This window comes from Pseudomonas pharyngis, assembly GCF_021602345.1.
GTDB lineage: Bacteria > Pseudomonadota > Gammaproteobacteria > Pseudomonadales > Pseudomonadaceae > Aquipseudomonas > Aquipseudomonas pharyngis.
The window spans coordinates 161,063-184,788 of sequence record NZ_BQID01000012.1; the positions used below are offsets into that span (position 1 = coordinate 161,063).

The following is a 23,726-nucleotide window of genomic DNA, read 5'->3' on the forward strand; positions in this document are numbered from 1 at the left end:
ACGTTTCAGCCCGACAAATCATGAAGCGGAAAATGTAGAAAATTTGTCGTGGTTTTGTCTTTTCCCCGTGATTGCGGCACGAAACGGGTGTGTGACCGACTAAATTTTTTTCCCACGGCTTCGTTTTCTGGACAGGCTCATTGCGCGTGACGCGTGGGTGATTTCAGAGCGAGCCGGGTCCGACGTGTTCACGGTGGCTGGCGGTTCGCTCTTCGGCATTTCGATCAGGAGCGAGCGTGACTATTTCCAGGCAATTCACCGGACTGACCCTTGCCGGCCTCTTTCTCGGGCTGAGTCTGTCGGCGCAGGCGTTCAGCCCTTCCGGCCAGACCGGCGCCGATATCCGCCGCACCGGTTTTGGCGTACCGCACATCCGCGCGGAAAACGAACGTGGTCTCGGGTTCGGCATCGGTTATGCCTATGCGCAGGACAACCTGTGCCTGCTGGCCAACGAAGTCGTGACGGTCAATGGCGAGCGGTCGCGGTACTTCGGGCCGGAGCAACTGACAGTCGAAGAGCGCGAGAACCGCGTCAGCGACGTGTTCTTCCAGTGGCTCAACACGCCGCAGGCAGTGAACGCTTTCTGGCAGGCCCAGCCGGTCGAAGTGCGTGATCTGGTGGAGGGTTATGCCGCCGGCTACAACCGTTATCTGGCCGAACGCCGTCAGCAGGGCTTGCCACAACAGTGCCAGGGTGAATGGGTGCGCGATATCGCCGCCGAGGACCTGGTGAAGCTGACCCGTCGTCTGCTGGTCGAGGGCGGGGTGGGCCAGTTCGCCGAAGCGCTGGCGGGTGCTACTCCGCCGCAGGCCACTGCGAAGATTGAAAACGATGCGCGGGCCTATCAACTGGCGGACACGCGCCTGCAACGCTTCGCACTGGACCGTGGCAGCAACGCGGTGGCGGTGGGCAGCGAACGTTCGTTCAATGGCCGTGGGATGCTGTTGGCCAACCCGCATTTCCCGTGGGTCGGCGGCATGCGCTTCTATCAGATGCACCTGACCATTCCGGGCAAACTGGATGTGATGGGCGCGGCGCTGCCGGGCCTGCCGATGATCAACATCGGCTTCAATCAGCATCTGGCCTGGACCCACACCGTCGATTCGTCAAAGCATTTCACCCTGTATCGCCTGCAACTCGATCCGAAGGATCCGACCCGTTACCTGCTCGACGGCCAGTCCTTGCCGATGAACAAGCAGACGGTCACCGTGCAGGTCAAACAGGCGGACGGTCAGGTGGTGCCGGTCTCGCGGGATGTCTACAGTTCGCAGTTCGGCCCGATTGTGCAATGGCCCGGCAAGCTCGATTGGGACAATCAGTTCGCCTATAGCCTTCGCGATGCGAACCTCGATAACGACCGGGTGTTGAAGCAGTGGTACGCCATGAACCGCGCCGGCAATCTCAAGGATCTGCAGGATTCGGTGCACACGATTCAGGGCATCCCGTGGGTCAACACCCTGGCCGTGGATGACAAGGGCCAGACGCTGTACATGAACCTGTCGGTGGTGCCGAACGTCAGCGCCGACAAACTGGCCAGGTGCAGCGACCCGCGCGCCGGTCTGAAAATGATCGTGCTCGACGGCTCCAACAGCGCCTGCGCCTGGGACATCGACCCGCAAGCCGCACAGAAGGGCATTTACGCCTCCAGCCAGTTGCCGCAGCTGCTGCGCAAGGACTTTGTCCAGCACTCCAACGACTCGGCGTGGCTGGCCAACCCGGCGCAACCGCTGACCGGCTTCTCGCCGCTGATCAGTCAGGACGGCCAGCCATTGGGCCTGCGCTCGCGCTTTGCGCTGGATCGTCTGGCGACCCTGAGCAAGAAAGGCTCGGTGTCGGTGCAGGATCTGCAACACATGGTGATGGACGATCAGGTATTCCTGGCGACTCAGGTGGTGCCGGACCTGCGAAAGTTCTGTGCTTCGCAGTCTGAGGCCGCGTTGAAATCGGTATGCAGCAGCCTGAAGGCGTGGGATGGTCGGGCGAATCTGGAGTCGGGCGTCGGCCTGGTGCATTTCCAGAACATCATGCAAGCGATGCAGGAATCGCCGCAGGCCTGGCGCGTGGCGTTCGATCCCAAGGATGCTCAGCACACCCCGCGCGGGCTGGCCGTTGAAAAACCGGAAGTGGCCAAGGCACTGCGCGAGGCCATGCTGGCGTCGGCCGAATCGGCGGTAAAAATGGGCCTGAACGCCAGCACCCGCTGGGGGGATGTGCAGGTGGTCAGCAGTGGTGGCCAGCAAACGCCGATTCACGGTGGCCCGGGCACGCTCGGCATCTACAACGCCATCCAGAGCGTGCCCCGTGAAGACGGCAAGCTGGAAGTGGTCAGCGGCACCAGTTACCTGCAAGTCGTGACGTTCGATGACAAGGGACCGCATGCCCAGGGCCTGCTGGCATTCTCGTTATCCAGTGATCCGGCGTCGAAGTATTCCCGGGATCAGACCGAGGCCTTCTCGAAGAAACAGTGGAGTGTGTTGCCGTTCACCGAACAGCAGATCGAGGCCGATCCGCAATATCAGGTGCAGACCGTGCGCGATGACCTGGAAAAAACGGGGAAAGTCGCGGCGCAGTAATCAGCTGTTCAACCTGCGGACAACCGCAAAAGCACAAGGCCGCTCCCTCACGGGAACGGCCTTCAGTTTTTTGGCGGTTGCTGCGGCATCGGGTTGATCACCGGGTTGCCGTCCTTGTTGCGGGTCAGGAAGACCGGCAGGACTTTGGGCAGAGAACTGGCGAAGCTGTTCAGTTCCTTGATGTTGTAAATGCCGCCCACCCGGATCGAACCGGTGGCGTTGTCGGCCAGCATCAGGGGCTTGTCCAGGTAACGGTTGATCTGCGGCAATGCTTCGTTCAGCGGCAGGTTGTCGAGCACCAGTTTGCCGCTGCGCCAGGCCAGTGCGTTGTCGTTGGCATAGGTCTGGCTGATCTGCGGAGTGAAATCGCCATGCCTGTAGCGTGCCTGCATCGAAGGCCCCAGGCGCAGACCATCGCCGGGCAATTGAGTGTTGCTGGTGACCAGCACGGAACCCTCGATCAGGTTGACCTTTACCTGATCCTCATACATCCAGACGTTGAAGCGTGTGCCGGTGACGCGAATCCTGCCTTCGGCGGCCCTGACGACGAACGGGTGGCTCAGGTCGTGGCTGACTTCAAAGAACGCCTCGCCCTTTTTCAGGGTGACGCGACGCTCGTCCTTGTAATTGCTGTAGGTCAGTTCGGTGTTGAGATTCAGCTCGACCTGGCTGCCATCGCCCAGGGTGACATGGCGGACATTGTCGGTGGCCGCGAAATGCTGATAGCTGTCAGGCAGCCAGCCGAGGTTCCATCCGGTCCAGGCCGCCAGCGGCAAAGCCAGTGCGCAGACGCACGCCGCTACGGCGTACTGGCGCCATGACCGGGTCGCCGTCGGGTGAATCGGCAGGGCCGGTGCCGTTGCCGGCCGGGGCAGGTGTTCAGCGACGTCCCAGATTTCCAGCATCGCCTCATACTCGAACGCGTGAAGCGGGTGCGCATCGCGCCATTGTTCGAACGCCATGCGCTCTTCAGCGGTGCAGTCAACGGCGTGCAGGCGCATGCACCAATGCGCGGCGGCATCGGTGATTGCATCGTATTCGGCTTCCGAGAGAGGGTTCTGGGTCATTGACTCATCCTGATTTCGCGCATTCTAACCTTGGGCGGAAGGCGCCGAGAACAGCCGTCATGGCATTTACCCATCAAACGTGGAACTTTTTTTCGCTGCAGCGCCCCAAAAAACAGGACATCCCGCGAACATTAACTATAAATGGAGTGAAAACATGATCAAAAGAACCTTGGCCGCTGTGGTTGCAACCGCCAGTCTTCTGAGCGCAGGCGCGGCACTGGCCGACCGCCCGGGCGCGGGCTGGATCACCATCGAGAAGGCCATCGAGATCGTGAAAACCAAGGCCGGTTATGTCGAGGTCTACGAGATCGAGGCCGACAACAATGGTTATTGGAAAGGCGAAGGACGCAAGGCCGACGGGGTGGTGTACGAATTCCGTATCGACGGCGCCTCCGGCAATGTCCTTCGCGATCAGAAAGACTGACCCCCACGGTTGTGGAGCGATGCGCAGGTGTCGAGCCTGCGCATTTTTTATGCGTGAATCAAACGCTCGGATCGGCTCCAGCTGGCCGACCCTTTCTACCCGGTGCTCTGGGCGACATTGATGTGATCGAGGGCAAATTCGACGAGGTTTCTGGCGGGGCCGGCCAGTGTCAGATTGGGATTGATCTGAATGTGAAGGGTATTGAGCCCGCTGTCTGGAAATCGGCTGTCCATTGCGGGGTTGACAGGCCACCGGCCAGCCGTGGTTAATCCTCTGGCGGGTTGTCCGTTCGCTGTTGTTCCCTCCAATAATTACTCTGGAGCTTCAGATGTCTGCGCCACACGATCATTCGCTCTCGTCCGCGGTGTCCCTGGACGAGCTGACTCAACTGCTGGAAACGATCTTCACCCGTCACGGCACTTCGGCCGAAGTCGCCAGAACCCTGGCCGCCAATTGCGCCAGTGCCGAGCGGGACGGTGCGCACAGTCACGGCGTATTCCGGATTCCCGGTTATGTCTCGACGCTCAACAGCGGCTGGGTCAACGGCAAGGCCGTGCCGAAAGTCGAGGACGTGGCTTCAGGGTTTGTCAGCGTCGATGCCGGCAACGGTTTTGCCCAGCCTGCGCTGGCGGCGGCACGTCCACTGCTGATGGAAAAGGCCCGCAGTGCCGGGATTGCGGTGTTGGCGATCCGCAACTCCCACCACTTTGCCGCGCTGTGGCCGGACGTCGAGCCTTTTGCCGACGAAGGCCTGGTGGCGCTGAGCGTGGTCAACAGCATGGCTTGCGTGGTGCCGCACGGCGCCGACCGGCCATTGTTCGGCACCAACCCGATCGCTTTCGCCGCACCCCGGGCCGATGGCGCGCCAATCGTGTTTGACCTGGCCACCAGCGCCATTGCCCATGGCGACGTACAGATCGCCGCGCGCAAGGGCGAGAAACTGCCGGCGGGCATGGGCGTCGACAGCCTCGGCCAGCCGACCTGCGATCCGAAAGCGATTCTGGAAGGCGGCGCGTTGCTGCCGTTTGGCGGGCACAAAGGTTCGGCGCTGTCGATGATGGTCGAGCTGCTCGCCGCTGCGCTGACCGGCGGCAACTTTTCGTTCGAATTCGACTGGAAGAATCACCCCGGTGCCAAGACCCCGTGGACCGGCCAGTTACTGATAGTGATCGACCCGAGCAAGACCGTCGGGCAAAGCTTTGCCGAGCGCAGTCAGGAACTGGTGCGGCAGATGCACGGGGTAGGGCTCAAGCGCTTGCCGGGGGATCGGCGGCATTTGCAGCGGGCCAAGTCATTGGCCAAGGGCATCGAACTGGATCAGCAGACGCTGTCGCAGCTGCGTGAACTGGCCGGCGAATGAGTTTTTGCCGGGCATGAAAAAGGCGAGCCCGAGGGCTCGCCATTTTTTTGTTCGCGCTCAGCGTCGACCGAGCAGCAATCCGACCACCAAACCGAACCCGGCGGAAATCGCCACGGTCTGCCACGGGTGCCCGCCGATGTAGCTCTCGGTGGCGTCCACCGCCGGTTTGGTGCGGTCACGCACGCTGGTGACCGAATCCAGCGCCTGCTGCAATTTCTGGGCGATTTGCCCGCGCAGGGTCTCCGCTTCCTCGCCGACCAGGGATGCACTGCTCTTGAGCAGTTTTTCCGACTCTTCGATCAGCGCCTGAAGTTCGCTGAAGGCCTGGTCCTTGATTTGGTCTTCGGCGGCTTGAACGGCGGTTTTCCGGGCCATTGGGTGACTCCTTGCAGGTGAATGGACAGTGAACAATGGAGTGTGGCGCGCCTTGAAAAGTTGCAGCGATTTTCCATCCGGAACAAAAACCAGCGTCAGAGATTTCCGTCCAGCGTGTAAGATGTCGCCATTTCATGCAGCAGGTAATTCCCGATGAGTTTCAATCTGGCCGACAAATCCCTCGCAGAGCGCGCCGCGCTGGAAGATGAGAAATCCCGACTGTTCGAACTCTGGCAGAACAATCTGGGCAAAGCCAAGGGCGAGGCCGCGCGGTTGTTCGGCGAGCGCTCCAAGCGCAAGGGCAAATGGGCCGAGTTCGTGCGCGCGGAACTGGACGGCATGTCGCCGCCGGAATTCGCCAACATGGTGCGCAGTGAAGTCAATCGCCTGATGGCGGCCAACAAGTAATCACTCGGTTCTGAAGCTGGCGCCAATCGCTTCGCGCACCGTCAGCACCACCGGATCGATCTGGGTGCTGGTGCGCCAGCCCAGTTCGATCGGGTAGCGCGGCAGCGCCAGCGGGCAGGGCAGCAGCACCAGCCCGCTCAGTGAGGCAATGGCCTGCGCCGCGTGGGTGGGAATGGTCGCCACCGCCTCGCTGCCCTTGAGCAGATGCGGCAACGCGGCGAAATGCGTGGTCGAGGCGCAGACCCGGCGAGTCCGGCCCAGCGCCGCCAGCCCTTCATCGGTGATCCCGATAAAACCGCCCGACGACACCAGCAGGTGCTCGCGGGTGACGAATTCTTCCAGATCGATCTGCTGCTGACCCGGCGCCAGGCTCGCCGGATCCACCAGACACGCGTAACCCCCTTCACCCAACACCTGACGGCTGAGCAGCCGCTCGGCAAATCCGCCGGCGGTGATTGCCAGATCGATGCTGCGTTCCATCAGCGCCCGGGCGACGATCTGGCTGTGGGTCTGGCGGAAGATCAGCCGCAGTTTCGGTGCGCGACGGGCGATTTCCTCGATCAGCCGACGGCCGTAAGCGATCTCGAAGTCATCCGAAAGGCCCACAGTGACCGAACGTCCTTCGTAATGATTGGCGGTCGGATCGACCATCGCCAGGCTTTGCCGGCATTTGTTCAGGGCATCGCTGACCACCGGTTTCAATTGGTTGGCCTTGAGCGTCGGCGCCAGGCCGCGGCCGGTGCGCACGAACAATTGATCGCCATACACTTCGCGCAACCGGCGCAAGGCCGCGCTGACCGCCGACTGGGTCACGCCCAGGCGCAACGACGCGCGGCTGGCGCTGGACTCTTCATGCAGGGCTTCGAAGACTTTCAGCAGGTTGAGGTCGACGGTTGCGATATTCATTTGGCTCATATCAATCAGCAGTGGATCGGTCTTTATTCATGATCCCGTGGCGCCGGAGAATGAGCAACACCTGAACTTAACGGAGTGACCACCATGCCCAAATCAATCGTTGCCGCCCTGCAGATTGGCGCCTTGCCCGGCGGCAAGACTGAAACCCTGGAACAGATCCTGAGCTGGGAAACCGCGATCATCGAATCCGGTGCCGCGCTGGTGGTGATGCCCGAAGCCTTGCTCGGCGGTTACCCGAAAGGCGAGGGGTTCGGCACGCAGCTGGGTTATCGCTTACCGGAAGGCCGCGAGGCCTATGCCCGTTACTTCGCCAACGCTATCGATGTGCCGGGGGCGGAAACCGAAGCGCTGGCCGGGCTGTCGGCGCGTACCGGGGCCAATCTGGTGATCGGTGTGATCGAACGGGCCGGCAGCACTTTGCATTGCACCGCGCTGTATTTCGACCCTCAGGCAGGCCTTGTAGCCAAGCACCGCAAACTGATGCCCACCGGCACCGAACGGCTGATCTGGGGCAAGGGCGATGGCTCGACGCTGCCGGTGCTCGACACTCAGGTCGGCAAGCTCGGCGCAGTGATCTGCTGGGAAAACATGATGCCGCTGATGCGCACGGCGATGTACGCCAAGGGCATTGAGGTCTGGTGTGCGCCAACTGTGGATGAGCGCGAGATGTGGCAGGTCAGCATGCGCCACATCGCTCATGAAGGGCGCTGTTTTGTGGTCAGCGCCTGTCAGGTCCAGGCCTCGCCGAATGAGCTTGGCGTGGAAATCGCCAACTGGCCGGGGGATCGGCCGCTGATCGCCGGCGGCAGCGTGATCGTCGGGCCGATGGGCGATGTGCTGGCCGGGCCGTTGCGCGGCGAGGCCGGCTTGCTCACCGCCGAGATCGACACCGCCGAACTGGTGCGCGCCCGCTACGACTACGACGTGGTTGGCCACTATGCGCGGCCGGATGTGTTCGAGTTGAGCGTCGATGAGCGGGCTAAACCGGGCGTGCGTTTCACGGTTTGACGGTTTGTCGGCGCCGCCATTCTTCGCGGGTGATTTCCCAGATTTCCCGTGGGAAGCGGCCGCCGACAAAGTCATCCTCGTCTGTGCGAATCAAGCGCATGCCGCTACGCTCCGATAGCTTTCGCGAGCCAAGGTTCGGTGCGGCTTTCGGCACGCGCATCAACGGTTGATCGAGGGTTTCGAACCAGTACCGGGTCACGGCTTCGCTGGCTTCGGTCATCAGGCCCTGACCCTGCCACGCCGGGGCGAGCCAGAACCCACGGTGGTTGTCCGGCTCGTCCATCAGGCTGATGTTGCCGATCAATTGCTCTGGCGCCGATCTGAGGCGAATCGTCCAGTGCCACTCTTTGCCGGCTGCAACGGCAGGCAGCGCAATGTCGCGCAGATAGGTGAGGGCGCCGTCGTCCGGATACGGCCAGGGCACGAAAACGTTCAGATAACGCACCACTTCCCAGTGGGGAAATTGCTGCTGGATGGCCTCGGCATCCGCTAGCTCAAGCGGACGCAAAATCAGCCGTTCGGTGTACAGCGTGGGCGTGTCTTGCATAAACCACGACTTCCATGTTCTGACAGTGGGCCGCGCAGACTACCGCATCTTTACCAGGTTGCGGCACTGGCCCTCGGCAGACTGAGCTTGCCGGTATCGACAAAGCGCATCGTGCCAAACAGCCCGCCCGCCAGTTTGCCGCGCAGCACATAGGGCAGGTTGTCGAGGGTTTGCGTCTGGCTCAGGCCGATGGTCTGGCGCAGCACCGAGAACGCGGAAATGCTCACCGGGACGCTGACAATAGTTTCGGAAAACCGTGGAATCGAGCCGCTCTGATCGCTCACACCCGACGCCAGCGAGTGGCCGTTGACCTCCAGATCCAGCGCGATGCCGTTGTAGTCGATGGGCGTTTCGTTCGGGTTCTGCACGCGCAGCTTGATCGCGAAGCGCACTTCCAGGTCCTGGCTCGGCAGCGGTTCGAGGCCGACCACGTTGATGTTCACCGGGTCGCGGTTGGGGAACAGCGCGCAGGCGCTGAGGGAGAGCAGAAGCAGGGACAGGATGATGGCTTGGAGGCGGCGCATTGATGCTCTCTCATTGAAAAAGGGCTGAACCGTTGACGGTATCAGCCCTTTTTGATGGAGCGGACAGGATCAACGGTTCAACTGTGCGACAGCGGCGTTTGTTGCGGGTTCAGCTTTGGCCGGCAGGTCGGGGTTTTCCATGACCTGAAGGATAGAGGCTTCCGGATCGAAGTCATCTTCTTCCAGTTCGATGAATTCTTCCGGCAGGAAGATATTCAGCACGATGGCACACAGCGCGCCGACGGTGATCGGCGATTCGAAAATATTGCGCAGCGCCTGCGGCAGCTCGCGCAGCACTTCCGGCACGGCGGCGATGCCCAGGCCCATGCCGACGGAAATCGCCACGATCAGCATGTTGCGCCGATGCAGGCCGGCCTCGGCGAGGATCTTGATTCCGGCCACCGCCACAGTGCCGAACATCACCAGCTCTGCGCCGCCGAGCACCGGTTTCGGCATCAGTTGCAGCACCGCACCGATCATCGGGAACAGTCCCAGCAGCACCAACAGCCCGGCAATGAAGAACGCCACGTAGCGGCTGGCCACACCAGTCAGCTGAATCACGCCGTTGTTCTGGGCGAAGGTCACCATCGGCATGCTGTTGAACACCGCCGCCATGGCCGAGTTGAGGCCGTCGGCGAGCAGGCCGGACTTGATCCGGCGGATGTACAGCGGGCCTTTGACCGGTTGTCGCGAGATCATCGAGTTGGCGGTCAGGTCACCGGCAGCCTCCAGCGGCGACACCAGGAAAATCACCGCCACCGGCACGAACGCCACCCAATCAAAGTTGAAACCATACTTGAATGGCACCGGCACGCTGACCACCGGCACTTCGGGCAGATTGGCGAAGTCCACGGTGCCCATCAGCCACGCCACCACGTAGCCGAGGGTCAGGCCGATGACGATTGCGCCCAACCGCAGGAACGGCACGTCGACCCGGTTCAACACCACGATGGTGCCCAGCACCAGCGCTGCCAGGAACACGTGACTGGCCGCGCCCAGATCCGCCGCGCCGAAGCCGCCGGCAATGTCGGTCATCGCCACTTTGATCAGCGACAGGCCCATCAGCGTGATGATGGTGCCGGTCACCACCGGGGTGATCAGCATGCGCAACTTGCCGATGAACTGGCTCAGCACCACTTCGATGAACGCGGCAAAGAAGCACACGCCGAAGATCGTCGAGAGGATTTCATCGGTGCCGCCGCCCCGGGCCTTGACCATGAAACCGGCGCTGAGAATCACGCTGATAAAGGAAAAACTGGTGCCTTGCAGGCACAACAGCCCCGAACCGACCGGGCCGAAGCGCTTGGCCTGAACGAAGGTGCCGAGGCCGGAAACGAACAGCGCCATGCTGATGAGGTACGGAATTTCGCTTTGCAAGCCGAGGGCGCCGCCCATGATCAGGGTCGGGGTGATGATGCCGACGAAGCTGGCCAGCACGTGTTGCAGAGCGGCAAACACCGTTGCGGTGAAGTGCGGACGGTCGTTGAGGCCGTAGATCAGATCGTTGTTGCGCGGGGCTTTTTCAGAGACGGTCATGGTGGTTTGCGTGCCGCAATGCGGGGCCGGGTCGGAAAATGGGTGCGCAGGATGCCGTAAGCGGGAGACGAGGGCAACGCATTAAAACTGCCCAAAAGGTCAGGTTCGACCAAAGGCTGACAGCAGGTCTTCTTCAAAAGCCTTCTGCGCATCGCCGGGCACTTGCGCCCGATGGCGGGCCAGATGGAACGCCACGTCAAAGCTCAACTCGCCTTCGCGCACTGGCCGCAACAGGCCCTTGTCCTGCCATTGGCGGGCGTAATGGTTGGGCAGATAACCGACGTGTTTGCCGGACAGAATGAAGGCGAGGGTGCCTTCGACCTGTTCCGAGCGTGCCGAGCAGACCTTGCCCTGAAATGGCTCGTCACTGCGCAAAAACCGATACGGGTGATCGACCCGGTCGCAGGCCTGCAACGCCGCGTCATCAGGGGCCTCGTCGGTAAACAGCGGATGGCCGGGCGCGCAATACAGATGCTGGGTTTCGCTGAACAGTTCGCGGTAGTCGAACGCGCTCTGTACCTGGGAGAAGTAACCGATGGCCAGGTCCAGCCGCTGTTGCAGCAGCAGGCGCTCCATTTCGCCGGGCATGGCGCTGATCAACTCGATGCGCACCGATTCGTCCCGCTCGCGAAACCGGCGGATCGCATCCGCCACCCGTTGCAGCACCGTTTGATCGACCGCTTCCGACAGGCCCAGGCGCACTTCACCAATCAAGCGCCCGGCGACGCCGTTGGATTGATGGCGGAAGGTTTCGATCGAATCGAACAGCGCCCGCGCCGCAATCAACAGTTGCTCGCCCTTGGGCGTCAGGCTGAAACCGCCCTTGCCCCGGTTGCACACCCGATAGCCGAGACGCGTCTCAAGCTTGGCCATTTGCTGGCTGATGCTCGACTGGCTCAGCCCCAGTTCACCCTGGGCTGCGCTGAAACCATTGGATTCGACCACGCCGAGAAACAGCCGCAGAAGCTGAAGATCGACATCGTGGAGCTGACCGAGCATCACATTGCTCCTGGATAAAGTCAGGTTAACAAACTTGATATTTTTCGAATGTATCCGACGGCGCATCCTGCCACCACTTCCTTCGGTCAGGTGTTCGTCATGGCTCCCGTCTTCAAGCTGTGTTTGCCCGCTTTGTTGCTTACCGTCTCCATCGCCGCCCAGGCCGAAGAGAAGACGCTCAATCTCTACAGCTGGGCCGATTACGTGGCGCCGGAAACCTTGCAGCGCTTCGAAAAGGAAACCGGCATTCACGTGCGCTACGACACCTTCGATACCTCAGAGGTGTTGGAAACCAAATTGCTCACCGGTGGCAGCGGTTATGACGTGGTGGTGCCTTCGTCCAGCGTGCTGGCCCGTGGGTTGGCCGCCGGCGCATTGAAGGAAATCCCTCGCGACGGGCTCAAGGGCTACGCCAATCTCGATCCGGATCTGCTGGAAAAACTGGCGGCGGTCGATCCCGGTAACCGTTACGGCGTGCCTTACACCTGGGGCACGCTCGGCCTGGGCATGAACGTCGAAGCCGTGAAGCAGCGGCTGCCCGACGTGCCGCTCAACAGCCTCGATCTGCTGTTCAAGCCCGAATACGCCAGCAAGCTCAAGGATTGCGGGATCGCGATTCTCGATTCGCCACAGGAAGTGATCGGCCTGGCGCTGCACTATCTCGGGAAAGATCCCTACAGCACCGACAAGAAAGATCTGGCCGCCGCCGAAGCCTTGTTACAGCAGTTGCAGCCCTCGGTGCTGTACGTCGCCACCGGTCGGCAGATCAATGATCTGGCCAATGGCAGCGTCTGCCTGGCGCTGACCTACAACGGTGACGCGAGTATGGCCGCCGATCAGGCGCGCAAGGCCAACAAGCCGTTCGAAGTCGCTTACCGGATTCCCAAGGAAGGTACGCTGGTGTGGCAGGACAACCTCGCCATCCCGAAAGACGCGCCGCACCCCGAGGCTGCACGCACCTTCATCGAGTTCATGTTGCGCCCCGAATCCGTGGCGGCGCTGACCAATACGCTGTTCTTCGCCACCGCCAACCAGGCCGCCACGCCGCTGGTGGATGAGGCGGTGCGCAACGATCCGGACATTTTCCCAAAACCCGAAGTGCGCGAGCGGCTGTACGCCGACCACAGCATGAGCCTCAAGGACATGCGCCAGCGCACACGCCTGTGGACCACTTTCCGTAGCCGCCAATAGCCTTTCATAACAACAGGAGCACACCGATGGACGTGCCAGTGCAAAACGATCAGGCCCTGACCCGTGACAGCCTTTACGGCACTGCTGCCGAAAGCACTTACGCCGGGATCACCAGTTTCATGCGCCGACGCTACAGCCGCGACCTGCGCGGCGTGGACGTGGCGGTCAGCGGTGTGCCGTTCGACACCGCCACCAGCAACCGTCCTGGCGCTCGTTTCGGGCCGCGCGGGATTCGCGCAGCGTCCACCGGGATTGCCTGGGAACGGCACTGGCCATGGACGTTCGACCCGTTCGATCATCTGGCGGTGATCGATTACGGCGATTGCGACTTCGATTACGGCTCGCCGCACACCATCCCGGAAAGCATCGAAGCCCACGCCGAGCACATCCTCAGCTCCGGCAGCGCCATGCTCACCTTCGGCGGCGATCATTTCATCAGCTATCCGCTGCTCAAGGCCCATGCGCGCAAGCACGGCACGTTGTCGCTGATCCACTTCGATGCCCACAGCGACACCTGGCCGGACGAGGGCGGCAAACGGGTCGATCACGGCACCATGTTCTGGCACGCAGCGCGGGAAGGGTTGGTGGATCCGGCGCGTTCGGTGCAGATCGGTTTGCGCACCACCAACGACGATCATCAGGGCTTTCAGGTGCTCGATGCGCGGCAGGTGCATCGCCTTGGTTGCGAAGCCATTGTCGAAGCGATCCGCGCGCGGGTCGGCGATCACCCGGTGTACCTGACGTTCGACATCGATTGTCTGGATCCGGCCTTTGCGCCGGGCACCGGTACGCCGGTGTGCGGCGGCCTGAGCACAGTGCAGGCGCTGGAGATCCTTGGCGGCCTGCGCGGGATCAATCTGGTGGGCATGGACGTGGTGGAAGTGGCGCCGGCCTATGACCATGCGGATGTGACGTCGCTGGCGGCGGCAACCCTGGCCATGGAGATGCTTTGCCTGTACGCGGCCAGGCACAAAGTCGACGCGTGATCCCCTCCGAGCCTGGTGAAAGCTCCTGACAATTTCTGACACCAGGCTCTGCTAAGCTCCGGCAAATTTCTGCCCAGAGCCTCACACCGTGTCGCGAACCACTCGACTGTTGACCCTGCTGCAAGTGCTGCGTGGCAAGAAGCGCCCGGTCACCGCCGCGACGCTGGCCTCCGAGCTGGAAATCTCCGAACGCACCCTCTATCGCGATATCGCCGAACTGACCGCCCTCGGCGCGCCGATCCATGGCGAGGCGGGCATCGGGTATGTGCTGCGCAGCGGTCTGTTTCTGCCGCCGCTGATGCTCAACGCCGACGAGACCGAAGCCATCGTGCTGGGCCTGCGTTATGTCGATCAGCGCGGCGACGAAGTGCTGAGCAAGGCTGCGGCGGATGCACTGGCGAAAATCGCTGCGGTGCTGGACCCGCAGGCCCAGGAAGCGCTGCGCAATCCGACCGTCATGCCCGGGCCGCCGGGTTACGGTTTTCCGCAAAACGCCGTGCCGTTGAACGTGTTCCGCCACGCCATCCGCGATCAGGCCAAGCTGCACATCGATTATGCCGATGCGCAGCAGGTGCAAAGCCAGCGGTTGATCTGGCCGCTGGCGCTGGGTTTTCTCAACGAGGTGCGGATCATCGTCGCGTGGTGTGAATTGCGCGGTGCCTATCGCACGTTTCGCACCGACCGGATTGCCGCCGCCAGCCTGCACGGTGAGCGCTATCCGGGGCGCCGCAGCGACCTGTTGCGCACCTGGCAGCGGCTGATGCAACTGGACGAAAACGGCCGTTTCACTCCTGACAGGAATTGACGCAGGGCTGTTCTAGGATGGCGACAGAACCCGAAAAAAGGAGCTGCACTCATGTTCCATCCCACCTCGATACTCGCCCCGGCCATCGTTGAGTACATTAATGCTGCCAATGCTCGCGATACCTCCCGGGTCGGCAGTTTTTTTGCCGAGGATGCCCATGTGTTCGATGAGGGCCATCATCAGGTCGGCCCGCAGGCCATCGCCAATTGGATGCAGGACACCGCCCAGCGCTATCAGCCACGGGTCGAAGTGCTCGGCGTCCAGCAGCGCACCGGCAAAGTACTGGTGCAAGGGCTGATCTCCGGAACGTTTCCCGGCAGCCCGCTGGAGCTGCGCTACACGTTCCGCCTCAACGAACAGGGCAAAATCGCTCGGCTGGATATTTCCTTGTAGCCGTCGTGGCATACTGCCGCGCATGACTTTCGACTCCCCCCTGAGCGCCTGGCAATATGCCGTCGACCACAAGGGCTTCATCCAGGATGAAGCCCAGGAACACGCGGTCTGGGCCTTGCAAAAATGCCATGAAGCCTTGCACGCCGGTGCCCGTTCAGTTACCGGCGTTTACCTGTGGGGCCCGGTCGGGCGCGGCAAGACCTGGCTGATGGACCAGTTTCATCAGAGCCTGCGGGTGCCGGCGCGGCGGCAACACTTTCATCACTTCATGGGCTGGGTGCACCAACGCTCCTTTCAGTTGACCGGGATCGCCGATCCATTGCGGGCCCTGGCCTGTGAGCTGGCGGCCGAGGTGCGAGTGCTGTGTTTCGACGAACTGTTCGTCAATGACATCGGTGACGCGATCATTCTCGGGCGACTGTTTCAGGTGATGTTCGACGAGGGCGTGGTGGTGGTCTGCACTTCCAACCTGCCACCGGATCAGCTGTATGCCGACGGCTTCAACCGCGACCGCTTCCTGCCGGCGATCACCGCGATCAAACAGCACATGCAAGTGGTCGCGGTAAACGGCGCCGAAGATCATCGATTGCATCCCGGCGCCATCGAGCAGCGCTACTGGGTCACTCAGCCGGGGCAGGGTAGCGCGCTAAGCCAGGTGTTCGACGCCTTGGCGGCCGGGCAAACCGTCAGTGGCGAACCGGTGCCGGTCGGTTACCGTGCCCTGAACGTGGTGCAGGCCAGCGATTCGGTGCTGTGGTGCCGTTACGCCGACCTGTGCGAGCAACCGTTCGCCGCCATGGATTTCATCGCGCTGTGCGACACCTACCGGGCTATCCTGTTGAGCGAGGTGCCGAACCTAAGCGCGAAAAAACGCGAAGGGCGGATCGCCCGTGGCACCGAGGATGGCGCGGAGCGGGTGGTGGCCGGCGATCGCGAATTGCCGCAGTTGTCGGTGCACGACGACGGCGTGCGCCGCTTCATCGCGCTGGTCGACGAGTGCTACGACCGCAAGGTGCCGCTGTTCATCGAGGCTGAAGTGCCGATGGACGCGCTGTATACCGAGGGCTATCTGGAATTCCCGTTCCGCCGGACCCTCAGCCGCTTGCAGGAGATGCAGCTGCAACGCTTCGCCGAGACCTGAAACACGGAGGCGCCACATGACTCAGCCCCTGTCCCACCATTTGCTGACCATGGCTTATCAGAATGCCTGGGCCAACCATCGACTGGCCAACGCCTGGAGCCAGCTCGACGACACGGAGCTGGCAGCGCCACGGGCCAGTTTCTTCCCGAGCATCCGCCTGACCCTCAACCATATCCTCACCTGCGACTGGTTCTACGTCGACGCGCTGGAGCGGGAGTTGCGCGGTGACGAACCGCATCCCGATTGCTACGTGTTCTTCAACGCTGACGAACCCTTCACCGAGTCACAGGCCTTGCGCCGGGAACAGGCCCATGTCGACCGCAGGCTGATCGCCTACTGCGAGCAACTGCGCGATGCCGATCTGGGGCGCATTGTCACCATCGCCCGCGACACGCCACAGCACGACAGCCGTCTGCGGATGATCTCGCACCTGTTCGAACATCAGATCCACCATCGCGGCCAGGTTCACGCCATGCTCAGCGGCACCTCGGTAAAACCGCCGCAACTGGACGAGTTTTTCTGTGCCGGCGAATCCGGTTTGCGAGCCGAGGATTTTGCCGAGCTGGGCTGGACCGAAGAACTCATCTGGGGCCACTGAAAACGTCGGGTTGTCGCCGGGACCTGCCTCGCGCTAAGGTCGCCGAGCCTATCAGTGCGTATCAAACGCGCCGGGGCCCCGTGCGATCGAGGAAGGAAATGGATTCCGCAGAAATTCTTGTGCTTCAAGCCAGTTACACCAATCCGGTGCATGCCGAAGCCATCGGTGTCGTACTCAATCATTACGCCGAGGACCCGATGGGCGGCGGCCATCCGATTGCCCCTGAACTGTTGCAGCAACTGCCCGCCGAACTGGCCAAACGGCCCCACGCGTTCAGCGTCCTGGCCTTTGTCGGTGGCGAGCCGGCGGGGCTGGTGAACTGCTTTGAAGGGTTTTCCACGTTTGCCTGCAAACCGCTGGTCAATGTGCACGACGTGTCAGTGGTGACGAAGTTTCGCGGTCTGGGGCTGAGTCAGAAAATGCTGCGCAAGGTCGAGGACATCGCCCGTCAGCGCGGGTGCTGCAAAATCACCCTGGAAGTGCTTGAAGGTAACGCCGTGGCGCAAAATTCCTACACCAAATTCGGCTTTGCGCCGGGCATGTTCGACCCCAGTCACGGGCGCATGCTGTTCTGGATCAAGGATTTGCAGGCGTAAAAAAAGGCGCCCGGAAAGGGCGCCCAACTGTCATCTGCGAAGCCAGAGCGAGCCATCGCAGGTCCATCGGTAAAGCGTTCGCTCAAGGGCGATAGGACTCGGTGACCTGGGCGGTCTGGTCGTCCGGAACCTTGAGTTCGTTGGTCTTTGTTTCAGCCTGCTGGCTCTGTGCGGAATGAACCGGGAAATTGGCCCAGTAATGTCTCATGCGCTCGGCGCCGCCTTCGGCGAATGCGCTCGCGGATGCGAGGGTAAGTAGACCGGCAAGGATTGCAGTCGTGGTTTTCATGGTGCCTCCTACGAAAAATGTCGGAGCCGTTCATCCATGAATCAGGGCATCGAGGGGCAGTGTCCGTCGAGGGTATTAACAAGAGGTTAACGCTCGTTCAGTCTAGGTTTTACAGGGTATTTCCACGGCGTATCGGACGAACGCTGCACGCGTGAATGACGCGTGCAGGTTGCAAGGGAAGGGGCAGTACGATTGTAAATGTTGAAAAGGGCCGGTTCCGGCCCTTTCTGTTACTCCTGCAGCACCACTTCCGTAGTGGTGGCCGCGGGTTTTTTCGGCTTCATCAGGCTGAAGTCGATCAAGGCCCGCTGTTCGCGTTCGTAAGGGTTGCCGATCAACAGCGGACGCGGCTTGAAGCTGTCGCTGACCAGACTTTTGGTGCGATCCAGCTCATCGAAACTCAAACCGGCCAGATCCGCCCAGGTGTGGATCAAGTGCGAGCTGCTGTACGGCCGGCTCAGGTCTCCGGCGAAGCTCCAGTCGTGGGTTTCACGCCATTTTGGCGACGCCCAGGCCATGAACGGAATGGTGTACATCGGCGCCGTCGGCTTGTTTTCGTTGCGACCCAGCGTGCTGTGGCCCACCGAGTCGAACACGTCTTCACCGTGGTCGGAGAGGTAGAGCAGGAAGCCGTTCGGATCGGATTTGGCGTAATCCTTGATCAGGCTCGAGACCACGAAATCGTTGTACAGCACCGCGTTGTCGTAGCTGTTATAGGTCGGCACCTGATCGTCACGCACACCGGCCGGAACGCCGTTGCGATCCTTGAACTTATCGAAGCTCGGCGGATAACGGTACTGGTAGCTCATGTGCGTACCGAGCAGGTGCACGACGATCAACTTGCGCGGCGCCGCGTCGGCCAGAGCCTTGTTGAACGGCTCGATCACGTCGCCGTCGTACTGCGCGGCGTTCTGGTTGCGGTTGTTGTTCAGGTACACCTGCTCGTCGGCCTGTTCGGAGAAGGTCGTGAGCATGGTGTTGCGTTTGGTCATGGTCTGCTGGTTGGTGATCCAGAACGTCTTGTAGCCGGCCTGTTTCATCATGCTGACCAGCGACGGCGTGGACAGGTACAGGTCCGGGTTTTCTTCGTCGGCGAAGGTCAGCACCTGTTGCAGCGCTTCAATGGTGTAAGGACGCGGGGTAATGACGTTGTCGAAAACCGTCAGCTGATCCTTGAGCTTGTCCAGTTCCGGCGTGGTTTTGCGCGGGTAACCGTAGAGGCTCATGCGCTGGCGATTGGTGGACTCGCCGATGACCAGCACCAGAGTCGCCGGCTGATTGGCGCCCGAGTCCTTGAGGTTTTTCAGCGGCGGGATCTTGCTCGCGCTGTGCAGCATGCCCTGCATGTCGGCCAGGGTTTCCTGATAACGGTGATAAGCCACGGCCATCTGCCACGGCACGGCGGGTTCGATGCGGGTTTCGAATTTCTCGAAGCCTTGCTCGAAGCTGCCGGTACGCATTGTCTGCTTGACCAGCGGATAACCGATCACGGCCACCAGGATTGCCATGGCGGCGACGAATGCCCGGCCACGGGGCAGGTACACCGGACGCAAGCGGGTCCACAGGAAATAGGCGAACGCGGTGTGCGCGAGGAACGCCGGGACCATCCACCAGGCGAAGTACTGGGTCATGTACTCGCCAGCTTCGGACACGTTCGACTCGAACATGATGAAGATCACGCTCTGGGAGAATTCCTGCTGGTAGATGAAGAAGTAACCCAGGCTGGCCATCGAGCAGGCCCACAACACCACGCCGATCAGCGCGGCGAGCAGACGGGTGCGTTTGGGGAACAGCAGCATCGGCGCGAGCCACACGGCGCTCATCACGAAGGCCTGGCGGAACCCGGTGAACCCTGAGGTGCCCGTCAACTGGATCAGCAGTTGGGTGATACCGGAGAAGTACCAGAAGAACACGAACAGCCAGATAAAACCGGCCCAGTCGAAACCTGTCGCAGTCGTATTGCTGCGTTTGAACACCGCCATTCAGCACTCCAGCTCAGTCGTTACATCCACCACGGGCGTTTCATGCAAAGGACGCATGAGCCCGACGAACGGAGGCCATGCGCACAGACGCACGGCCAGAATGCGCGGGAGTATCAACAAGCGAATGTGAAAACTTTGTTAGTTGCCGAAAAGGGCAGGAGGTGCAGCATGTCGGGAACAGCAATGGCTGCTCCCGAAGCGGGCGGGGATCAGGCGTGGGGCGAGCGCTGTACGCGTGGCAAGGGCTGCGGCTCGGCGCCTTGGGTCAGCAGGCGCAATTGCGCGAGTTCCTGCTTGAGCTGGTCGCGTTCATCTTTCAACTGACGCAATTCATCACGACGGATGGTGACGTACAGGGTTTGTGGCGGCATTGCTGTGTGTACTGTGCCCATTGCTCACCTCGCAAATGGCGTGTCTCAACTGTAGTTCAGCCCCGAATTCGGTTGCTGACATACTATCGGCGCCGATTTTGATTTCTTTTGCTCGTGAATGGAACTTTTTTATTTTTCATGGTCGTTGTGTCTTCGGCACGTTTCCCGACGTTATCAGTCTGGATCGGGCACAATGCCCGGAAACTTCACACCGACGCTCTGGACTAAGCTCCATGATTCACGTTGGGCTATAACCTTTGACACACTTTTATTTGTAGTAAGGAGCATCAGCACATGCAACTCGGGATTATTGGACTGGGCCGCATGGGCGGCAATATTGCGCGACGTCTGATGCTCAACGGTCACACCACCGTTGTTTACGACCGCAATACCGCCTTTGTCGACACCCTGGCCGCCGAGGGCTCTACCGGCGTCGCCGATCTGCCTGCACTGGTCGCAGGCCTGGCCAAGCCGCGTGCCGTGTGGGTCATGCTGCCGGCCGGCGCACCGACTGAAGACACCATCGAAACCCTGAGCACGCTGCTCGAGGCGGGCGACACCATCATCGATGGCGGCAACACCAACTACAAGGACGACATCCGCCGGGCCAAGACTCTGGCCGAGAAGGGCCTGCACTACATCGACGTCGGCACCTCCGGCGGCGTCTGGGGCCTGGAGCGCGGCTACTGCATGATGATCGGCGGCGATGCCGAGACCGTTAAGCGTCTGGATCCGCTGTTCGCCGCGCTGGCGCCGGGCATGGGCGACATTCCGCGCACCAGGGACCGCAAGTCCGATGACCACCGTGCCGAGCACGGCTACATCCACGCCGGTCCCGCCGGTGCCGGTCACTTCGTCAAGATGATCCACAACGGGATCGAGTACGGGATGATGGCGGCTTTCGCCGAAGGCTTCGACATCCTCAAGACCAAGTCCAGCGAGCTTCTGCCGGAGGACCAGCGTTTCGACCTGAACGTGGCCGACATTGCCGAAGTCTGGCGTCGTGGCAGCGTGGTGTCGTCGTGGCTGCTCGACCTGACCGCCGATGCCCTGGCGGTCGATCCGAAACTCGACGGTTTCTCCGGTTCCGTGGCCGACAGCGGCGAAGGTCAATGGACCATCGAAGCGGCCATGGAACAAAAGGTGCCGGTACCGGTGCTGTCCAACTCGCTGTTCTCGCGCTACCGCTCCCGCGGCCAGGGCACTTTCGGCGACAAGATTCTTTCGGCCCAGCGCTTCGGCTTCGGCGGCCATGTGGAGACTCCGAAGAAATGACCCATACGATCCGCAGGAAATCCAAGGCAGAACCCGCGCCACCGACCACGCTGTTTCTGTTCGGCGCCCACGGTGATCTGGTCAAGCGCTTGCTCATGCCGGCGCTGTACAACCTGAGTCGCGACGGCCTGCTGGATGATGGCCTGCGGATCGTTGGCGTTGACCATAACGCCATTACCGATGAAGCCTTCGCGCATAAGCTCGAGGACTTCATCCGCACCGAAGTGGCAGCCAAGGTCGGCAAGGGCGATCAGATGCTTGATCCGGCCTTGTGGGCCAAACTCGCCAAAGGTATCAGCTACGTCCAGGGTGACTTCCTGGACGACAGCACCTATTCAGCTCTGGCGGCAAAAATCGCCGACAGTGGCACTGGCAATGCGGTGTTCTACCTGGCCACCGCGCCACGTTTCTTCAGCGAAGTGGTGCGCCGTCTCGGCAGCGCCGGGTTGCTCGAAGAAACCCCGGAAGCCTTCAGAAGGGTGGTGATCGAAAAACCGTTCGGTTCCGACCTGCAAACCGCCGAGGCGTTGAACGCCTGCCTGCTCAAGGTCATGTCGGAAAAGCAGATCTACCGGATCGATCACTATCTGGGCAAGGAAACCGTGCAGAACATTCTGGTCAGCCGGTTCTCCAACAGCCTGTTCGAAGCGTTCTGGAACAACCACTACATCGACCACGTGCAAATCACCGCCGCCGAAACCGTCGGTGTCGAAACCCGTGGCAGTTTTTACGAACACACCGGCGCCCTGCGGGACATGGTGCCCAACCACCTGTTCCAGTTGCTCGCGATGGTTGCGATGGAGCCGCCGGCCGCGTTCGGCGCCGATGCGGTGCGGGGCGAGAAGGCCAAGGTGGTCGGCGCGATCCGCCCCTGGACTATCGAAGAAGCACGGGAAAACTCGGTACGCGGCCAATACAGCGCCGGTGAAGTCGCTGGCAAACCGGTGGCCGGTTATCGCGATGAAAACAACGTCTCCCCCGACAGCACCACGGAAACCTACGTGGCGCTGAAAGTGATGATCGACAACTGGCGCTGGGTCGGCGTGCCGTTCTACCTGCGCACCGGCAAACGCATGAGCGTGCGTGACACCGAGATCGTCATCTGCTTCAAACCGGCGCCGTATGCGCAGTTCCGCGATACCGAGGTCGACGAATTGCAACCGACCTACCTGCGTATCCAGATCCAGCCCAACGAAGGCATGTGGTTCGACCTGCTGGCCAAACGGCCGGGGCCGGCGCTGAACATGGCCAACATCGAGCTGGGTTTCGCCTACAAGGACTTCTTTGAAATGCAGCCGTCCACCGGCTATGAAACCCTGATCTACGACTGCCTGACCGGTGACCAGACGCTGTTCCAGCGCGCCGACAACATCGAGAACGGCTGGCGCGCGGTACAGCCGTTCCTTGATGCCTGGCAACAGGACGCCAGTGTACAAACCTATGCCGCCGGCGAAGACGGGCCGAAAGCCGCCGATGACCTGCTGACTCGCGATGGTCGCGTCTGGCATGGTCTCGGATGAGCGAGCCGATCCGTTTTCTGTTGAGTGACATGGACGGCACGCTGTTGCTGCCCGATCACAGCCTGAGTCAGCGCACGATTGACGCGGTTCGTTCGCTGCGCGAAGCGGGCGTGCTGTTCAGTCTCGCCACGGGGCGGCCGCCCAAAGCCATGCTGCAGCAGATCGAAGCGCTGGGTGTCGATCTGCCGACCGCTGCGTTCAACGGCGGCACGATCGTCAACCCGGATGGCAGCATTCTGGTCGCGCATTACCTGCCGGCCACGGCCGCGCTGACGGCGCTGGCGTTGTTTGCCGATCAGCCGGATGTCGAAATCTGGGTGTTCAGCGGTGGTGACTGGCTACTCAAGGATCCGCACGGGCCGATGGTGCCGCGCGAGCAGCACGGGCTGGGTTATCCGCCGGTGGTGGTGGAGAGTTTCGAGCCGTATCTGGAGCGCATCGACAAGATCGTGGCCACCAGCAACAACACCGAACTGCTGATCGAGCTGGAGGCGCGTTTGCTGCCGAAGGTCGAGGGCCTCGCGCAGGTGTCGCGCTCGCAACCGGTGTACCTGGACGTGACGGCAGTCGAGGCGAACAAGGGCTCGGCGCTGGTCACGCTGGCTGAACACCTCGGTGTGCCGCTGGCGCAGACGGCTGCGATTGGCGATGGCGGCAATGATCCGGCGATGTTCCATGTTGCCGGTCTGTCGATCGCCATGGGCCAGGCAGAGGTCGCGGTGAAGCGTCAGGCCGACGTGGTGACGGGGCCGAACACCGAGGATGGTGTGGCGCAAGCCATCGAAAAGTACATCTTGCCGCATTGATCGAGGCATAAAAAAACGGGAGCTTTTTCGGCTCCCG

Annotated in this window: 25 protein-coding genes; 15 read left to right on the forward strand and 10 right to left on the reverse strand. The window is 61.6% G+C overall.

Features of this window, described 5'->3' with window-relative positions; translation table 11 throughout:
* Nucleotides 1-236 precede the first annotated feature (236 nt).
* Nucleotides 237-2,573: a bifunctional acylase PvdQ gene (gene pvdQ, locus L6D74_RS23065; RefSeq protein ID WP_085646473.1), complete on the forward strand. Its 2,337-nt coding sequence runs from the start codon at nt 237-239 to the stop codon at nt 2,571-2,573.
* Nucleotides 2,574-2,635: 62 nt separating this feature from the next.
* On the opposite strand, the gene L6D74_RS23070 is transcribed toward pvdQ, so the two are convergent.
* Entirely contained in the window at nt 2,636-3,640 is a 1,005-nt protein-coding gene (locus L6D74_RS23070) for a FecR family protein (RefSeq protein WP_064596334.1), read from the reverse strand.
* Nucleotides 3,641-3,794: 154 nt separating this feature from the next.
* Here L6D74_RS23070 and L6D74_RS23075 point away from each other — a divergent pair, with 154 nt between their 5' ends.
* The gene (locus tag L6D74_RS23075) at nt 3,795-4,064 is read left to right on the forward strand and encodes a PepSY domain-containing protein (protein ID WP_085646474.1); all 270 of its coding nucleotides are present in this window, start codon (nt 3,795-3,797) and stop codon (nt 4,062-4,064) included.
* 328 nt (nt 4,065-4,392) lie between these two features.
* On the forward strand, nt 4,393-5,424 hold the full coding sequence (locus L6D74_RS23080; RefSeq protein ID WP_236190544.1) for an Ldh family oxidoreductase: 1,032 nt from the start codon (nt 4,393-4,395) through the stop codon (nt 5,422-5,424).
* A 57-nt stretch (nt 5,425-5,481) separates the two neighbouring features.
* Here L6D74_RS23080 and L6D74_RS23085 read toward each other — a convergent pair whose 3' ends face one another.
* Nucleotides 5,482-5,799: an ElaB/YgaM/YqjD family protein gene (locus L6D74_RS23085; protein WP_007957537.1), complete on the reverse strand. Its 318-nt coding sequence runs from the start codon at nt 5,797-5,799 to the stop codon at nt 5,482-5,484.
* A 153-nt stretch (nt 5,800-5,952) separates the two neighbouring features.
* Between L6D74_RS23085 and L6D74_RS23090 the strand changes: the two genes are divergently transcribed.
* The gene (locus L6D74_RS23090; RefSeq protein WP_007957535.1) at nt 5,953-6,207 is read left to right on the forward strand and encodes a hypothetical protein; all 255 of its coding nucleotides are present in this window, start codon (nt 5,953-5,955) and stop codon (nt 6,205-6,207) included.
* Here L6D74_RS23090 and L6D74_RS23095 read toward each other — a convergent pair whose 3' ends face one another.
* Entirely contained in the window at nt 6,208-7,122 is a 915-nt protein-coding gene (locus L6D74_RS23095) for a LysR family transcriptional regulator (protein ID WP_236190545.1), read from the reverse strand. It lies immediately after the preceding gene.
* A gap of 84 nt (nt 7,123-7,206) precedes the next feature.
* On the opposite strand from L6D74_RS23095, the gene L6D74_RS23100 reads away from it, so the two are divergent.
* Nucleotides 7,207-8,130 carry a carbon-nitrogen hydrolase family protein gene (locus L6D74_RS23100; RefSeq protein ID WP_236190547.1) on the forward strand — a complete coding sequence of 308 codons (924 nt, stop codon included), beginning with the start codon at nt 7,207-7,209 and terminating at the stop codon, nt 8,128-8,130.
* Here L6D74_RS23100 and L6D74_RS23105 read toward each other — a convergent pair.
* The 4 genes from L6D74_RS23105 to L6D74_RS23120 all read right to left on the reverse strand — a co-directional run bounded on the left by L6D74_RS23105 (nt 8,120) and on the right by L6D74_RS23120 (nt 11,736).
* Nucleotides 8,120-8,677, reverse strand: coding sequence for a GNAT family N-acetyltransferase (locus L6D74_RS23105; RefSeq protein WP_064596344.1), 558 nt, complete (start codon nt 8,675-8,677; stop codon nt 8,120-8,122). The genes L6D74_RS23100 and L6D74_RS23105 overlap by 11 nt on opposite strands.
* 50 nt (nt 8,678-8,727) lie before the next feature.
* A complete protein-coding gene (locus L6D74_RS23110; protein ID WP_236190548.1) occupies nt 8,728-9,201 on the reverse strand; it encodes an LEA/WHy family protein in 474 nt (157 codons plus the stop codon).
* A gap of 69 nt (nt 9,202-9,270) precedes the next feature.
* Complete coding sequence (locus tag L6D74_RS23115) at nt 9,271-10,737, reverse strand: nucleobase:cation symporter-2 family protein (protein WP_085611690.1); 1,467 nt, start codon at nt 10,735-10,737, stop codon at nt 9,271-9,273.
* 99 nt (nt 10,738-10,836) lie between these two features.
* Entirely contained in the window at nt 10,837-11,736 is a 900-nt protein-coding gene (locus L6D74_RS23120) for a LysR family transcriptional regulator (protein ID WP_236190550.1), read from the reverse strand.
* A 99-nt stretch (nt 11,737-11,835) separates the two neighbouring features.
* Between L6D74_RS23120 and L6D74_RS23125 the strand changes: the two genes are divergently transcribed.
* The 7 genes from L6D74_RS23125 to L6D74_RS23155 all read left to right on the forward strand — a co-directional run bounded on the left by L6D74_RS23125 (nt 11,836) and on the right by L6D74_RS23155 (nt 17,446).
* Nucleotides 11,836-12,927 carry a polyamine ABC transporter substrate-binding protein gene (locus L6D74_RS23125; RefSeq protein WP_236190552.1) on the forward strand — a complete coding sequence of 364 codons (1,092 nt, stop codon included), beginning with the start codon at nt 11,836-11,838 and terminating at the stop codon, nt 12,925-12,927.
* Nucleotides 12,928-12,953: 26 nt separating this feature from the next.
* On the forward strand, nt 12,954-13,913 hold the full coding sequence (gene speB, locus L6D74_RS23130) for an agmatinase (RefSeq protein WP_236190553.1): 960 nt from the start codon (nt 12,954-12,956) through the stop codon (nt 13,911-13,913).
* Between the two features lie 88 nt (nt 13,914-14,001).
* On the forward strand, nt 14,002-14,718 hold the full coding sequence (locus L6D74_RS23135) for a helix-turn-helix transcriptional regulator (protein WP_085646480.1): 717 nt from the start codon (nt 14,002-14,004) through the stop codon (nt 14,716-14,718).
* A gap of 51 nt (nt 14,719-14,769) precedes the next feature.
* Nucleotides 14,770-15,111 (forward strand): nuclear transport factor 2 family protein, encoded by a 342-nt coding sequence (locus tag L6D74_RS23140; RefSeq protein WP_007957516.1) that lies wholly within the window; start codon nt 14,770-14,772, stop codon nt 15,109-15,111.
* A 22-nt stretch (nt 15,112-15,133) separates the two neighbouring features.
* Nucleotides 15,134-16,252, forward strand: a complete 1,119-nt coding sequence (zapE, locus tag L6D74_RS23145) for a cell division protein ZapE (RefSeq protein WP_236190554.1) — start codon at nt 15,134-15,136, stop codon at nt 16,250-16,252.
* A gap of 16 nt (nt 16,253-16,268) precedes the next feature.
* Complete coding sequence (locus L6D74_RS23150; RefSeq protein WP_236190555.1) at nt 16,269-16,850, forward strand: DinB family protein; 582 nt, start codon at nt 16,269-16,271, stop codon at nt 16,848-16,850.
* Nucleotides 16,851-16,948: 98 nt separating this feature from the next.
* Nucleotides 16,949-17,446 carry a GNAT family N-acetyltransferase gene (locus tag L6D74_RS23155; RefSeq protein ID WP_236190556.1) on the forward strand — a complete coding sequence of 166 codons (498 nt, stop codon included), beginning with the start codon at nt 16,949-16,951 and terminating at the stop codon, nt 17,444-17,446.
* 82 nt (nt 17,447-17,528) lie between these two features.
* Here L6D74_RS23155 and L6D74_RS23160 read toward each other — a convergent pair whose 3' ends face one another.
* The 3 genes from L6D74_RS23160 to L6D74_RS23170 form a co-directional block, all read right to left on the reverse strand.
* On the reverse strand, nt 17,529-17,735 hold the full coding sequence (locus L6D74_RS23160) for a hypothetical protein (RefSeq protein WP_236190557.1): 207 nt from the start codon (nt 17,733-17,735) through the stop codon (nt 17,529-17,531).
* Between the two features lie 230 nt (nt 17,736-17,965).
* Nucleotides 17,966-19,717 (reverse strand): phosphoethanolamine transferase CptA, encoded by a 1,752-nt coding sequence (locus L6D74_RS23165; protein ID WP_236190558.1) that lies wholly within the window; start codon nt 19,715-19,717, stop codon nt 17,966-17,968.
* A gap of 209 nt (nt 19,718-19,926) precedes the next feature.
* Entirely contained in the window at nt 19,927-20,109 is a 183-nt protein-coding gene (locus L6D74_RS23170) for a DUF6026 family protein (RefSeq protein WP_007957508.1), read from the reverse strand.
* A gap of 273 nt (nt 20,110-20,382) precedes the next feature.
* Here L6D74_RS23170 and gnd point away from each other — a divergent pair, with 273 nt between their 5' ends.
* Genes gnd through L6D74_RS23185 form a run of 3 tightly spaced genes read left to right on the forward strand, consistent with a single transcriptional unit; the run spans nt 20,383 to nt 23,689 of the window.
* Nucleotides 20,383-21,363, forward strand: a complete 981-nt coding sequence (gene gnd, locus L6D74_RS23175) for a phosphogluconate dehydrogenase (NAD(+)-dependent, decarboxylating) (RefSeq protein ID WP_064596363.1) — start codon at nt 20,383-20,385, stop codon at nt 21,361-21,363.
* Nucleotides 21,360-22,883 carry a glucose-6-phosphate dehydrogenase gene (gene zwf / locus L6D74_RS23180; RefSeq protein WP_236190559.1) on the forward strand — a complete coding sequence of 508 codons (1,524 nt, stop codon included), beginning with the start codon at nt 21,360-21,362 and terminating at the stop codon, nt 22,881-22,883. Before gnd ends, zwf begins: the two co-directional genes overlap by 4 nt.
* Nucleotides 22,880-23,689: an HAD family hydrolase gene (locus L6D74_RS23185; RefSeq protein WP_236190561.1), complete on the forward strand. Its 810-nt coding sequence runs from the start codon at nt 22,880-22,882 to the stop codon at nt 23,687-23,689. The genes zwf and L6D74_RS23185 overlap by 4 nt, the downstream gene beginning before the upstream one ends.
* Nucleotides 23,690-23,726: the final 37 nt, after the last annotated feature.

Coding starts and splice junctions, on each gene's coding strand:
- L6D74_RS23070 (WP_064596334.1), bottom strand. CDS start 3,640: ATGACCCAGAACCCTCTCTCGGAAGCCGAATACGATGCAATCACCGAT.
- L6D74_RS23075 (WP_085646474.1), top strand. CDS start 3,795: ATGATCAAAAGAACCTTGGCCGCTGTGGTTGCAACCGCCAGTCTTCTG.
- L6D74_RS23080 (WP_236190544.1), top strand. CDS start 4,393: ATGTCTGCGCCACACGATCATTCGCTCTCGTCCGCGGTGTCCCTGGAC.
- L6D74_RS23085 (WP_007957537.1), bottom strand. CDS start 5,799: ATGGCCCGGAAAACCGCCGTTCAAGCCGCCGAAGACCAAATCAAGGAC.
- L6D74_RS23090 (WP_007957535.1), top strand. CDS start 5,953: ATGAGTTTCAATCTGGCCGACAAATCCCTCGCAGAGCGCGCCGCGCTG.
- L6D74_RS23095 (WP_236190545.1), bottom strand. CDS start 7,122: ATGAGCCAAATGAATATCGCAACCGTCGACCTCAACCTGCTGAAAGTC.
- L6D74_RS23100 (WP_236190547.1), top strand. CDS start 7,207: ATGCCCAAATCAATCGTTGCCGCCCTGCAGATTGGCGCCTTGCCCGGC.
- L6D74_RS23105 (WP_064596344.1), bottom strand. CDS start 8,677: ATGCAAGACACGCCCACGCTGTACACCGAACGGCTGATTTTGCGTCCG.
- L6D74_RS23110 (WP_236190548.1), bottom strand. CDS start 9,201: ATGCGCCGCCTCCAAGCCATCATCCTGTCCCTGCTTCTGCTCTCCCTC.
- L6D74_RS23115 (WP_085611690.1), bottom strand. CDS start 10,737: ATGACCGTCTCTGAAAAAGCCCCGCGCAACAACGATCTGATCTACGGC.
- L6D74_RS23120 (WP_236190550.1), bottom strand. CDS start 11,736: ATGCTCGGTCAGCTCCACGATGTCGATCTTCAGCTTCTGCGGCTGTTT.
- L6D74_RS23125 (WP_236190552.1), top strand. CDS start 11,836: ATGGCTCCCGTCTTCAAGCTGTGTTTGCCCGCTTTGTTGCTTACCGTC.
- speB (WP_236190553.1), top strand. CDS start 12,954: ATGGACGTGCCAGTGCAAAACGATCAGGCCCTGACCCGTGACAGCCTT.
- L6D74_RS23140 (WP_007957516.1), top strand. CDS start 14,770: ATGTTCCATCCCACCTCGATACTCGCCCCGGCCATCGTTGAGTACATT.
- zapE (WP_236190554.1), top strand. CDS start 15,134: ATGACTTTCGACTCCCCCCTGAGCGCCTGGCAATATGCCGTCGACCAC.
- L6D74_RS23150 (WP_236190555.1), top strand. CDS start 16,269: ATGACTCAGCCCCTGTCCCACCATTTGCTGACCATGGCTTATCAGAAT.
- L6D74_RS23155 (WP_236190556.1), top strand. CDS start 16,949: ATGGATTCCGCAGAAATTCTTGTGCTTCAAGCCAGTTACACCAATCCG.
- L6D74_RS23160 (WP_236190557.1), bottom strand. CDS start 17,735: ATGAAAACCACGACTGCAATCCTTGCCGGTCTACTTACCCTCGCATCC.
- L6D74_RS23165 (WP_236190558.1), bottom strand. CDS start 19,717: ATGGCGGTGTTCAAACGCAGCAATACGACTGCGACAGGTTTCGACTGG.
- L6D74_RS23170 (WP_007957508.1), bottom strand. CDS start 20,109: ATGGGCACAGTACACACAGCAATGCCGCCACAAACCCTGTACGTCACC.
- gnd (WP_064596363.1), top strand. CDS start 20,383: ATGCAACTCGGGATTATTGGACTGGGCCGCATGGGCGGCAATATTGCG.
- zwf (WP_236190559.1), top strand. CDS start 21,360: ATGACCCATACGATCCGCAGGAAATCCAAGGCAGAACCCGCGCCACCG.
- L6D74_RS23185 (WP_236190561.1), top strand. CDS start 22,880: ATGAGCGAGCCGATCCGTTTTCTGTTGAGTGACATGGACGGCACGCTG.